This is a genomic window from Nibricoccus aquaticus, assembly GCF_002310495.1.
GTDB lineage: Bacteria > Verrucomicrobiota > Verrucomicrobiia > Opitutales > Opitutaceae > Nibricoccus > Nibricoccus aquaticus.
The window spans coordinates 2,497,501-2,510,753 of the sequence record NZ_CP023344.1 but is presented as its reverse complement, the minus strand read 5'-3'; the positions used below and the strand labels follow the sequence as shown (position 1 = coordinate 2,510,753).

The 13,253-nt window shown below is 57.2% G+C and carries 8 protein-coding genes, 2 rRNA genes and 1 pseudogene (1 of these 11 running past the window's edge); 5 read left to right on the top strand and 6 right to left on the bottom strand.

The annotated features are described in order from the left end of the window. Window positions 1-4 precede the first annotated feature (4 nt). Window positions 5-1,684, top strand: coding sequence for a glycoside hydrolase family 9 protein (locus CMV30_RS10165; RefSeq protein WP_096055918.1), 1,680 nt, complete (start codon window positions 5-7; stop codon window positions 1,682-1,684). Between the two features lie 29 nt (window positions 1,685-1,713). Here CMV30_RS10165 and CMV30_RS10160 read toward each other — a convergent pair whose 3' ends face one another. The 4 genes from CMV30_RS10160 to CMV30_RS10145 form a co-directional block, all read right to left on the bottom strand. Further along, entirely contained in the window at window positions 1,714-3,066 is a 1,353-nt protein-coding gene (locus tag CMV30_RS10160) for a GH1 family beta-glucosidase (protein WP_096055917.1), read from the bottom strand. A gap of 141 nt (window positions 3,067-3,207) precedes the next feature. Further along, on the bottom strand, window positions 3,208-4,896 hold the full coding sequence (gene lnt, locus CMV30_RS10155; protein WP_096055916.1) for an apolipoprotein N-acyltransferase: 1,689 nt from the start codon (window positions 4,894-4,896) through the stop codon (window positions 3,208-3,210). Between the two features lie 178 nt (window positions 4,897-5,074). Next, complete coding sequence (gene secA, locus CMV30_RS10150) at window positions 5,075-8,053, bottom strand: preprotein translocase subunit SecA (protein WP_096055915.1); 2,979 nt, start codon at window positions 8,051-8,053, stop codon at window positions 5,075-5,077. A gap of 170 nt (window positions 8,054-8,223) precedes the next feature. Next, a complete protein-coding gene (locus CMV30_RS10145) occupies window positions 8,224-9,150 on the bottom strand; it encodes a UDP-glucuronic acid decarboxylase family protein (protein ID WP_096055914.1) in 927 nt (308 codons plus the stop codon). A gap of 224 nt (window positions 9,151-9,374) precedes the next feature. On the opposite strand from CMV30_RS10145, the gene CMV30_RS10140 reads away from it, so the two are divergent. From CMV30_RS10140 to CMV30_RS19855, 4 genes and pseudogenes are all read left to right on the top strand, one after another. Next, window positions 9,375-10,016 carry an outer membrane beta-barrel protein gene (locus tag CMV30_RS10140; protein WP_096055913.1) on the top strand — a complete coding sequence of 214 codons (642 nt, stop codon included), beginning with the start codon at window positions 9,375-9,377 and terminating at the stop codon, window positions 10,014-10,016. A gap of 344 nt (window positions 10,017-10,360) precedes the next feature. After that, a complete protein-coding gene (locus CMV30_RS20915; protein WP_096057714.1) occupies window positions 10,361-10,522 on the top strand; it encodes a transposase in 162 nt (53 codons plus the stop codon). Between the two features lie 247 nt (window positions 10,523-10,769). Beyond that, window positions 10,770-10,952 (top strand): annotated as a pseudogene (locus CMV30_RS20910) (transposase); the annotation flags it as partial. Between the two features lie 204 nt (window positions 10,953-11,156). Next, window positions 11,157-11,321: a transposase gene (locus tag CMV30_RS19855; protein WP_175414820.1), complete on the top strand. Its 165-nt coding sequence runs from the start codon at window positions 11,157-11,159 to the stop codon at window positions 11,319-11,321. A 136-nt stretch (window positions 11,322-11,457) separates the two neighbouring features. Here CMV30_RS19855 and rrf read toward each other — a convergent pair. Next, a 5S ribosomal RNA gene (gene rrf / locus CMV30_RS10125) occupies window positions 11,458-11,573 on the bottom strand. An 87-nt stretch (window positions 11,574-11,660) separates the two neighbouring features. Further along, a 23S ribosomal RNA gene (locus tag CMV30_RS10120) occupies window positions 11,661-13,253 on the bottom strand; it runs 1,319 nt beyond the window's last position.

Sequence of the window (13,253 nt, the reverse complement as noted above, 5' to 3'; positions counted from 1 at the left end):
CACCATGCGCCTCACTTTCTTGCTCACGCTTCTCACGCTCGGCCTCGTCGCTCACGCCGCCGACAAACCACTCAACCTAACCCCCGGCGCCGCCATCCGCGTTAACAGTATCGGCTTTCTCCCCACATCGACCAAACAAGCCACCGCCCTCGCCACCGCCAAAACCTTCCGCGTTCTCCGCATCGACTCCACCGGCGAACAAGAAGTCTTCTCCGCCACCGCCAGTGCACCGCTCCAAACCGCCACTACCGACACACGCGAAACGCTCCGCACCCTCGATTTCAGCGCCGTCACAGAACCCGGCCGCTACCTCATCGAAGTTCCAGACCTCGGTCGCTCCGCTCCCTTCACCATCGGCAACGATCTCTGGAACGTCCCTTTCACCACTGTCACCCGCGCCATGTACCTCTGGCGCTGCGGCACCGAAGTCACCGGCACGCACAACGGCGTCACCTACCATCAGCACGCCTGCCACCTCGCAGACGGCTGGCTCGATCACGTCGGCGGCGGCCACACGAGACGCGCCTCCACCGGCGGCTGGCACGACGCAGGCGACTACAACAAATACGTCGTCAACGCCGGCGTCACCGTCGGCCTCATGCTCAAGGCCCTCGAACATTTCCCCAACCGCATCTCCGCCTTGAATCTCGGCATCCCCGAAAGCGCCAACACCACACCCGATCTCCTCGACGAAATCCGCTGGGAGCTCGAATGGCTCTTCACCATGCAGCTCGAGGACGGCCGCGTTTATCACAAACTCAGCTCACCCGATTTCCGTTTCTGGGGCCCCGCCGCCAACGACAAAGACCCGCGCTACCTCGCTCCGTGGGGCACCAATGCCACCGCGCACTTCACCGCGATGATGGCCGCCGCCGCCCGCCACTTCCGCGCTCACGACGCAGCCTTCGCCGACCGGTGCCTCAAAGCCGCCGAACTCAGCTGGGCCTGCCTGCTCAAGCACCCGCAGCAAATCGACCCTGACCAAAGCGCCTTTCAAACCGGCGGCTACGGCGCGCCCGATCACTCCGCCCGCCTCTGGGCCGCCGCCGAACTCTGGGAAACCACCGGCGACGCCGCCGTCCTCCGCGAATTCGAAATCCGCGCCTCCAAAGTCGCCTTCTCCGAAAACGGTCCGGGCTGGGGCGACGTCAACGACCTCGGCCTAGCCACGTATCTACGTTCCGGGCACACCACCAAAGAAAGCGATCCGCGCAACCCTGCGCTCGTCCGTCGCCTGACCGATGACTTGATCGCCCACGCCGACCGCGCCGTCACCACCGCCGCCTCCAACTCCCACTCCCGCCCGCTCGGTGTCGAGCGCCAGGACTGGTCTTGGGGCTGCAACGGCAACGTCGCCGGCCAAACCCTCCAGCTCCACCTCGCCGACCGCCTCCACCCCGATCCCCGCTATCGCGAAACCGCCCTGCTCGCGCTCGGCCACCTGTTCGGCCGCAACTATCACGGCCGCTCCTATGTGACCGGTCTCGGCGCGAATCCGCCGCAACATCCGCACGACCGCCGCGGCGAACCCGCCTGGCCCGGCTACCTCGTCGGCGGTGCCTGGCCCGACGGACGCAGCTGGGTGGACGAACTCGGCAGCTACGAGCGCAACGAAATCGCCATCAACTGGAACGCCGCACTCATCTACGCCCTCGCCGCCTTCGTAGAGCCAGCAGCAAAGTAACTGCCAGGCTCCGCGCGCTCGGCACCGCATCAAAGAATGCGATTCGCCTCCATCACCTTCGCGTACCACAGCGCCGACAGTTTCGGCGTGCGCACCTGTGTGGCGAAGTCGCAATGCACCACGCCGAAGCGCCGTGTGTAGCCATCTTCCCACTCATAGTTGTCCATGAACGACCAAAGGAAATACCCGTGGATCGGCACACCATCGGCCACCGCGCGATGTAGCTCGCGCAGATGCGCCCGGAGATACTCACGCCGGTGCAGATCGTTCACTTCCCCACCGATGACGGGCTCTTCATCGTAACCGCAGCCGTTCTCCGTCACGTAGATCGAGCTAGCTCCATAAACATCGCGCACCATCCGCGTCGCCCAATACATGCACTGCGGTACCAAATTCAGCCACACGCTGTCTGCGCGGGGATAATTCACAGGCAGCGTCACCACTTCATAACCACCCGCCGCTCCCGCGCGCACATGCGTTGCCGTATAGATATTCAGCCCGAGAAAATCCGTCGGCATGCTGATCAATTTAAAATCCCCCGCCTCCGTCTTTGGCGCATCAGCTCCCACGCGCTCCAGATAAGCAGGCGAGTAACCTCCGCCATAAATCGCTCCGAGGATATGGAGATTTCTCTCCGTGAACCACTGCCGCGCCGCCGCGATGTCGCGCGGCGTCTCCGAGACCGGGATACAGACATCGCAATTATCCGTGAGCCCCACCCGCGCACCGCGTCCACCGAACTCACGCACCGCGCGCACGCCATGCCCGTGGCAAAGCAGCGCATGATGGTAAGTCTGATTCACCACCGCGTCCGACTCCGTCCGTCCCGGCGCTTTCGGGCCTCCATTTTTATACGCGAGCACTGTGAAGCAGCGAATCTCGTTCAAGGTGATCCAGTTTTTCACCTTCCCGCCAAAAGCCTTCACCACAGTGTCGGCATATTTCGCAAACGCATCGACCGTCACGCGCGAAGTCCACCCCCCGCGATCCTCCAGCGCCTGCGGCAAATCCCAGTGAAAAAGAGTCACCCACGGTGTGATGTCATTCTCCGCCATCGCATCGAAAAGCCGGTGATAAAAATCCAGCCCCGCCTGATTCACCGAGCCATCGCCCTGCGGAAAAATGCGCGGCCACGCGAGCGACAGCCGGTAGCTCTTCACACCAAGCCGCCGCATCAGCGCGAAGTCTTCGTTGAATTTATGATAATGATCGCACGCCACATCGAGCGTGTCGCCCTTCAGCACCTTGCCCGGGATGCGTGTGTACCGATCCCAGATTGACTCGCCCTTGCCGTCCTCAAACGCAGCTCCCTCGATCTGCGGCGCAGCGGTGGCGACACCCCACACGAAGTTTTCAGGAAACGGGCAGGCGTAAGAAATCATGACTGGAAGCGGGCAAAGGAGTTGGCGGGGGACCGGCGCTGATCGCGGCGAAATAAGGACCGCGAAGCTATTGTTTACCGCTAAATCACGGTCAAGGGAGGAGTTCGTGCGAGCAAACGTCCCTAAAAACACTCCACACGTTTAAGCCTCCGTCGGTGCCGAGTCATCCTCCGCCGCCGACTTCGCCGGGGCAGGAAGCGCAAACGCCACCGAACCGAAACCCAGCAACACCAGTAGCAACGACACGCCTACAAACCAGTCGCCGAAGCGCGTATAAAAACTCGGCCGCTCAATCCACCGGCTGTCGCGCGAAATCTCATAAGTCGCCGTGCCCCGGAAATAGATACTGCCTTCTTTGTTGGTCATCTCGTTGCGGACGCGCCCGAATTCATCGATCCAGCCGCTCCAGCCGCCGTTGCCGCAGCGGATGACCGGACGCCGCGTCTCGACGGCGCGCAGCACCGAATGCGCCGCATGTTGATGAGCCGCGCCACCTTCACCAAACCAGCCGTTGTTGGTGAGCACGGCGAAGATCTCTCCACCCGAGAGTACGCTCTCACGCGCGAGCTGCGGAAAAATATCCTCGTAGCAAATTAACGGAGACACCGCGAAGATTCCGCTCTTCGCCGAGATCAAAAGAGGCGTCGTGCTCGTCCCGGGATGGAAGTCGCCCTCACCCACATCCGTGACTTTTTCGAGCCAGCCGAACACCGCGCGGAAAGGCACGAATTCGCCAAAGGGCACTAAGTGCCGCTTCGCGTAGGACGACGACTGCAAGCCCACCACCGGATCGATCACGAACGCACCATTGACCCAGCGCGCATCAGCCTGTCCGGCGCTCTCAATCGCCACCGAGCCCATGAGCAACGGGATGCCGGTCTTCGCAACCAACGATTCCGTCCACGTCTGCACAGACGCGTTTCCCTTAACCGCATAGGGCGTCACCGCCTCTGGCCACAGGATCAGATCCGGCCGTGTCCTGGCCGCGCGCTCCGTGGTGCTCTCCAACACATCCAGAATCCCCGCCGCCTTGGATTCATCCCACTTAACCGTCTGCGGGATGTACGGCTGCACGAGCGCCACCCGCCCAACAGTGGTCGTATAGTGCCCACGATTCACCGTCTCCCGGATGTGTACCGTCAGACACACAATCAACAAAAACATCGCCGTGAAAAACTCCTGGCTGCGCCGGTTGAACCCCTTGAGGTTTTCGAAAAACAACCGGTTCGCATAAGCCGCAAATCCGAGGTTCGCCGTGATCAGCACAAACGACACGCCGAGCGCTCCGGTGTACGATGCGATCTGAAGCACACTGATCTGCTTCCACTGACTCGCCGCCAGCGGCAACCACGGGAAACCACCGAGAAACCACGTCCGCGTCCACTCGATCAGCACCCACAACCCACCCAGTCCAAGCATCGCGAGGATACGCAATCCCGTCTGTCGGCCCACCATGCGCGGCACCACCCACCACACACCCAAATACCAAAGACCGACCCACGCGCCTACAAACGGCCCCAGCAAAAAAAGCCCGAGCCAGGTAACGTGATGCAGCCAGCTCAACACCAGTGTCCACGCGACCACTTGCGCAGCCAGCAACGTCCAAGTGAACAGCTTAAAACTCGGTCGCCGGTAGGCCCAAAGCACCGCCGGCACTGCGAACGCATACGCAAATTCCCCCGCGTTGAACGGCGGGAAAGACACGACCGTGAGCAAAATCGTGAAGAAGAAAATGCCACCCGCCCAAAACCAGCGCTCGTGCTTTTTCCAAACCGACGGCGGCTGTTCAGCGTAGGGATCGAAAACGGTGGATGCTGTGGGTTGGGACATGGTTCTTGAAAATACAAAAGCTGCGGGCCGCAAAATCGGTGCCCATCAGCAAGCGGCGTACCTCGCAGCGGATCGGCTGCGGCCTGCGACTGTAGATCCGATGCCAGCGGGTAATGCCCACGCCACTGACAAAAAACTACGCGGCGCGCAGGCGTGATACGCGCCGCTCAACGGCTTCTTAAGCGCCGTGACAGTTTTTGAATTTTTTTCCGCTGCCGCAGGGGCAAGCATCGTTGCGGCCGACCTTGGGCGTCTCGCGACGGATGGTGACCGCCGGGAGCTTGATCTCTGGTTCGGCGGAAGGCTCGACTGGTGCATCGCCTGCAACTGGAATCGGCGGGCGCGTGGAGGATGCGGGGGGAGGATTATCGGGCCCGACGGTGCGCGCGCTGCGACTGAGAAGCGCGAGCATATTTTCAAACGCCTGCAGGTTGCTCGCGCTGCGGAACAGTCCGGTGCAGATCTGGAGCCGCACGTTGTTCATCAGCTCTTCGAAATACTTGTAGGCCTCGCCTTTGTATTCAACGAGCGGATCTTTCTGGCCGTAGCTGCGCAGGCCGACCGCTTGGCGGAGATTCTCCATCTCTGTGAGATGCTCCTGCCAGTGGTGATCGATGGCGTTGATCACCACATAACGCTCCAGCGATCCGAGCGCCTCAGGGATCTCGACAGACTCCTTCACAGCGTAAGCTTCCTTGATACGATCGACGATGCGCTTCATCAGCGCATCGGAATCGCCCCCGGCGAGTTCGTCCACTTTCAGCGAAATCGGGAAGTGCGTGTTAACCCAGCCGACCAGACTTTCGACCGAAGTCGCGGTAGCTCCGGACTTCTCGCCGTAGCCGGCGGTGGTGAGCCGATTGAGAATCTCCTCCTCGATCTGCTCGAAAATGATTTCCTTCGGACGCTCGGCGTGGATCGCGCCGTTGCGGATGCCATAGACGACCTCGCGCTGCTTATTGAGCACGTCGTCGTACTGAAGCAGGCGTTTGCGGACGGAGAAATTTTGCTGCTCCACTTTTTTCTGCGCGCCCTCAATGGAGCGATTGAGCCACGGATGCTCGAGTTCCTCGCCTTCCTTCATCGAGCCTTCCATGAGGCGCGAGGCGAGATTGCCCTGCAGGAAGAGGCGCATGAGCTCATCTTCCAGCGAGAGGAAAAACTTAGTGAGACCGGGATCGCCCTGGCGCGAGCAGCGGCCGCGCAGCTGGCGATCGACGCGGCGGGATTGATGACGCTCCGTGCCGATCACGTAAAGCCCGCCAAGTTCGCGAACGCCTTCACCGAGTTTAATGTCTGTGCCGCGGCCCGCCATGTTGGTGGCAATAGTGACCGCGCCGCGCTGACCGGCGCGCGTGACGATGTCGGCCTCCTGCTCGTGGTACTTCGCGTTGAGCACGGTGTGGATCACACCGGAGCGCTTTAACATGCGCGAAAGCACTTCGGAGGAATCAACACTCACCGTGCCGACGAGCACGGGTTGCCCGCGGTCGTTGGCGGCTTTGATCTCGTTGACGACTGCGTTGAATTTATCGCGGCGGGTTTTGAAAATGCTGTCGTTTTTATCGACGCGGATGCAGGGACGGTTCGTCGGGATGACCTGCACGGAGAGCCGGTAGATCTCGTTGAACTCAGTGGCCTCGGTCTCGGCGGTGCCAGTCATGCCGCCGAGTTTTTCGTACATGCGGAAATAGTTCTGAATCGTGATCGTCGCGTACGTGCGGGTCTCGCGCTCGATGTTCACGTTCTCCTTGGCCTCGACGGCCTGATGGAGTCCGTCGGACCAGCGGCGGCCAGACATGACGCGGCCGGTGTTTTCATCGACGATCATGACTTTGCCCTCTTGGACAACGTACTCGACGTCGCGCTCATAGAGTGAATAGGCGCGCAGGAGCTGGCTGATCGCGTGGATCTCCTCAGAGATCTCGCTGTAGCGATCCTGGGATTTGCGCTTGGTTTCTTCACGCTGCTCGGGCGTGAGCGCGGTGTCTTTATCGAGATCGCTAAACTCGGTCGCGAGATCGGGAAGCATGAACGCATCCGGATTATCGGGACGCAGTTTGTTGCGGCCGATTTCAGTGAGATCGGCCTGATGCTGGCGCTCGTCGATCACGTAGAGCAGCTCTTCCTTCAGGCGGTAGAGTTCCACCTTATTGAAGTCGCTGTTCATGTCGGTCTCGGTCTTATCGAGAAGCTTGCGCCACTCGGGCGTCTCCATGATGCGCAGAAGCTGCTTGTTCTTCGGATGCCCCATTTTGACCTGGAGTAATTTAAGCGAGCCTTCGCGTTTGTCGTCGTTCGAGGCGCCGGGCTTTTCGAGTATGTCCTTCGCTTCGCTGACGAGCTTGTTGCAGAGACGGATCTGGTCGTTGACGAGACGGTCAATGCCGGGCTTGAGGCGGGTGAATGGTTGTTCGCGCTCGATGGGCGCAGGGCCGGAAATGATCAGAGGCGTGCGCGCTTCATCAACAAGGATGGAGTCGATCTCGTCCACGATGCAGAACCAGTGATCGCGCTGCACCTGATCCTCTTTGCGGGTGGCCATGCCGTTATCGCGAAGGTAGTCGAAGCCGAATTCGCTCGCCGTACCGTAGGTGATGTCGCGCTGATACATATCACGGCGCAGATCAGACGGCATTTGTTGCTGGATACAGCCGGTGGTGAGTCCGAGGAAACCGAAGAGATGGCCCATCCACTCAGAGTCGCGGCGGGCAAGGTAGTCGTTGACGGTGACGAGCTGGGCGTTGCGGCCGTTGAGCGCGTTGAGATAAAGCGGGCAGGTAGAGACGAGCGTTTTGCCTTCACCCGTGGCCATTTCAGAAATGCGGCCTTCGTGAATCGCCATGCCACCGATGAGCTGCACGTCGAAGTGGATCATATTCCACTCGAGCTCATGGCCGCAGACATTGGCACGCGTGCCGACGAGGCGGCGCGCGGCGTTTTTCACGGTCGCAAAGGCCTCGGGTAGGAGCTGGTCGAGCGTTTCACCGGCTTTCAGACGAGCGCGGAATTCGTCGGTCTTGGCGCGGAGCTGTTCATCGGTAAGCGACTGGTAAGTCAGCTCGATCTCATTGATGCGTGCGACCGTCGGACGGACTTTCTCGAGGAACTTACGATAGTGGCGGCCGGAAAACTTTTTGAAGAACCAGGAGATCATGAAAGGGGATCAACGTGTACGCGGGCAACAGGTCATGGCAAACGACAAAATCAAGGCATCCTGCGTGTTTGCCGGATTGCTTCAGCCAGATTGGAAGCACTCACAGCAGTCTGAAAAAATCTGGCCCTCGCAAAAAACCAGGGAGTGGTGCCGGCAACGGCCGCTTCAGATCACACCTGAGTCTTGAAGTAAGCGATCGTGCGCTTCAGGCCCTCTTCGAGCGGGACAGTCGGCTCCCACTTCAGGACTTTCTTCGCGATGGTGATGTCCGGACGGCGCTGTTTGGGGTCATCAGCCGGAAGATCTTTGTGAACGATCTTAGACGTGCCTCCGACGAGTTTAAGCGTGAGTTCGGCCAGTTGGAGCATGGTGAACTCGCCGGGATTGCCGATGTTCATCGGCCCGACCGTTTCCGTCTGGTTCATCAAACGAACAAATCCCTCGATAAGATCGTCCACGTAGCAGAACGAACGCGTCTGCGAACCGTCGCCATAGACGGTAAGGTCTTCGCCTCGCAAAGCCTGTACGATAAAATTGGAGACCACGCGCCCGTCGTTGGGGTGCATACGCGGACCATAGGTGTTAAAGATCCGCACGATGCGAATATCGACTTTGTTTTCGCGGTGGTAGTCGAAGAACAGCGTCTCCGCGACGCGCTTGCCCTCGTCGTAGCACGAGCGTCGACCGATGGGGTTCACGTTGCCCCAATAACTCTCTGGCTGAGGGTGAACTGCGGGATCGCCATAAACTTCCGATGTGCTCGCCTGAAAGACACGCGCGCGTACGCGTTTGGCCAGACCGAGACAGTTAATTGCGCCCATCACCGATGTCTTCGTGGTCTTGATCGGGTTGTACTGGTAATGCGGGGGTGATGCGGGGCAGGCCAGATTGTAGATCTGATCGACTTCGTACTTGAAGGGATCGATGACGTCGTGCCGCACCAATTCGAAACGGGAATTATTCAGAAGGGGCTCGATATTCACCTTTCGGCCAGTGAAAAAATTATCGAGGCAAATGACTTCATTGCCTTCATTCAAAAGACGTTCGCAAAGATGCGAGCCGAGAAAGCCCGCGCCACCAGTAACAAGTATGCGCATGTTGACGCGAACGATGGGAATTTAGGTCCGGCTAGCCAGAAAAACCTGAAGTAGCTTTTTGCGAAGCAGTAAGTGAGGTCGCTCACGTGATCGTAAAAAATTGTCAACATCACCGCCAAATCGAACCGCCGCTTGTCATAGCGTTCGTAGCTCATACTTTGCAAATTCATGCCATTGCAAGAGCTGCAAGGTAAATGCAGCGGCACTTTTATTAACCCATAACAATGATCACTACTAAGCAACTCATCGGCGCGGCCGCAATCGGCCTGGCCACTTTCGTTACGTCTTCAGCGATCGCGCAGACGGTCGAGGACTCTGAATCCTCAGCTGGCCTCATCGGCAAACGCTATGTCGGAGCCGACTTCTTGATTAAAGATTTTCGCGACATTGCTGACAATGGCTACGGCGGTACCGTGCTCATCAATCAGCCGATCAGCGACGTCGTCGATCTGACTGGTAGCTTTTCTTTTAATCAAGTGGACGGTAAGTCCACGGAGCTAACCCAAAACACACTTCAGGTCGGAGCGGTTTACTACGCCGAAAAAGATGGTTACAAGCCATTCATGTCCGCGAGTCTCGGGTATGGCTGGGACCACTGGAAGTTCCCCGCGCCTATCCAAGGAGACAACGACGAAGGATTCCTCTTCGGTCTTGGTGCTGGCGTAGAAGTACCGCTCACAGACAAAACTGCGGCCATCGGCGAAATCAGCTATCGCGACGGCAGCGACAGTAACACGGAAGAGTCTTGGGGATTAGAGCTGGGCGTTAACCATTGGTTCACCGAAAAAGTGGCCATCAAAACGTCTGTCTACATCGTAGAAGACGATTCAGTGACATTCCGTATTGGTGCACGCTTCGCCTTTTAAGTCACAAAGACTTAGACCCTTTTCGCCGCCCGGCTTATATGCCCGGCGGCTTTTTTATGAGCAGTCTGCTCACTTGGCAGTCGCCGGCCGCATCCATGTCCAAGCCGATCAAATACATCATTATATTCGGGTATTACTATCACCAAGCGAGTATTACCAGGAATCGATGCGTGGGCAGCAGGCGCGCACCTGGGCCGCAACAAGATATCCGACTAATTACGCATCGCGTCCCGAGAAGTCGAGCTATGCGCTGCCCGCAAATTCTACCATACTAAAAGTAATTAACCACTGGATACTCTATCACTACTCCGTTAAATAATTAGAACGCGTGATGATGATGCCGACTGGAGAGAATCAGGTATGGCTGTGGACGCAGCCTGATTACCCAAGCCGACGCCCAAGCGCGATTTCTTCCCTCTCACTCTCCCGATCTCAATCTGATCGAGATGATGTGGAGCAAGGTAAAGGACATGCTCCGCAAAAGGCCCAAGCTCGCACTAATCTAGATCTACTTGCCGCCATTGCCTCCGCCCTGGCAGCCGTCACTGCTTAGGATGCCCTTGGTTAGTTCTCCTATTGCGACTATAATTTTATTTTAAAATCCACAAGATGCTGTCTTCAAAATGAGCAGCCTGATAAAAGTAGTTAATGGTCGGATATTTTAGCCCGATACCCCCACTCCTTTCCTCGCCATCTCATTGTTAAACAATAAGTAGGATTCGCTCTGAGTGATAGGCACTTGAGCGGGCTAAAATTAACGCCTATCAGAACAATCTAAGCGACCTGCGGCGGCGTGGACGTAAATGTGCCGACGAGCGCCTGCGTATTGAGGCGATTTTATGGATTTTGAGAGCGGAGACGCGCTGTCGGGATCTGCCGGACTGGTTCGGTCCGTGGAAGAGCGCCTGCAACAAGTTCCGCCGCTGGGCTACAAGCGGATTGTGGGAGTGCTGCTCATTGCTATCAATGCCGCTGACTCGCGACTACGAGCATCCAATATCGACAGCACCAGCTCTCGAATACACGAGCACGCCTCAGGACCGGCCGGCGGCCAGCTCGCCCAAGGCAAGTCTGTCGACCAAGATCCACTTGGCAGGCGATGCTCTTGGCTACCCTCGGGACTTCATTACGGGTGCCAACGTGTCTAACCAAGTAAGATCGCAAACACCTCCATTTACCGAGCACCTCTACCGCGAACGCCATCGCATCGAAAACCTCTTCGCACGACTCAACCGCTACCGCCGCATCTCCACTCGCTACGAAAAACTCCTCTCCTCATTTTCCGCTATGCTCATGCTCGCCTAGCTAAAATCCTAATCTCTTCATTTTGAAGACATCGTCTAGTCAGCATTTTGTCATGACTGCATTTCTATTACGGAAAACTATCAATCGGTATAAAAAAGAAGGCCCGAACGCTGCTTTCGCAACATTCGGGCCATAAACCTGGCAACAACCTACTCTCGCGGGACCTAACGTCCTACTACCATTGGCTGCTCGGGGCTTAACGACCGTGTTCGGGATGGGAACGGGTGGAACCCCCGGCATGTGGTCACCAGGAAGTGACTCTCGTTTAAGAGAAATTATATGTTAAAGTTTAAGATATTAAAATGAAGGAGGTAAAATAAACGCCTGCGAACAGTAAGGCTGCATAAACCGAAGAAGGTCATTAGTACCAATAAACTGAACACCTTACGATGCTTACATTTTTGGCCTATCAACCGGGTGGTCTACCCGGACCTTCTACTGTCTTGCGACAGATTGTGATCTTATCTTGGGATGGGCTTGGCGCTTAGATGCTTTCAGCGCTTATCCCTTCCGAACATAGCTACCCGGCGCTGCCACTGACGTGACAACCGGAACACCAGAGGTTCGTCATTCTCGGTCCTCTCGTACTAGAGAATGAACCCCTCAAATCACAGACGCCCACAGCGGATAGAGGACCGAACTGTCTCACGACGTTCTGAACCCAGCTCGCGTACCACTTTAATCGGCGAACAGCCGAACCCTTGGGACCTTCTCCAGCCCCAGGATGTGATGAGCCGACATCGAGGTGCCAAACCGCGCCGTCGCTGTGAACGCTTGGGCGCGATCAGCCTGTTATCCCTAGCGTACCTTTTGTCCTATGAGCGATGGCGATTCCACATTCAACCACCGGATCACTTGAACCTGCTTTCGCAACTGCTCGACTTGTTGGTCTCACAGTAAAGCTCCCTTATACTCATGCGCTCTATAGCCCGATTACCGACCGGGCCGAGGGAACCTTCGTAATCCTCCGTTACTTTTTGGGAGGATTCCGCCCCAGAAAAACTGACCTGCTATCACTGTCCCTCAACCAGATAATGGTATGAGGTTAGACGCCTAACAATTAAAAAGTGGTATTTCACGTTGTGACTCAGCCCGATCCTGAGACCGGGATTCGAAGTCTCCCACCTATTCTACGTATTAAAAATCAAGCGACAATAACAGCTTACAGTAAAGGTGCATAGGGTCTTTCCGTCCTGCTGCGGGTAGGCGGCATCTTCACCGCCACTACAATTTCACCGAGCCTCTCTCCGAGACAGTCGTCAACTCGTTACACGATTCGTGCGGGTCGGAACTTACCCGACAAGGAATTTCGCTACCTTAGGACCGTTATAGTTACGGCCGACATTCACGGGGGCTTAGATCCAGAGCTTGCACCCTAGACTTTCACCTTTCCGCATTGGTCACGTGTCACACCCTATACGTCGTCTTGCGACTTAGCAGAGTGCTGTGTTTTTGCTAAACAGTCGGTTGACGCAATTAACTGCGGCCTCTTTCGAGGCACCCCTTATACCGAAGATACGGGGTTAATTTGCCGAGTTCCTTAGAGAGATTTGACTCGCGCGCCTTAGAATACTCATCTTTCCCACCTGTGTCGGTTTACGGTACGGGCACTCTTGGCCTAACCACAAAGTTTTTCTTGGAAGCATAGTATCACAGAATCCCTCTCAGCCGTGGCTTTGAGGTCCCATTACTTTACGGCCTTATCCGGTATTTTATCCCCGAACAGCCTACGAGCGTAGACAACGATTCAACACGTTGCTCTGTTAACTTTCTCCGTCACTCTATGGATCAAACGGTTTCGAGTGGTGCTGGAATATTAAACCAGCTTGGCATCGACTACTCCTTACGGCCTCGTCTTAGCACCCGACTAACCCTGGGAGGACGAACCTTCCCCAGGAATCCTTGGGATTTAGGCGAGATGGAATTCAACCA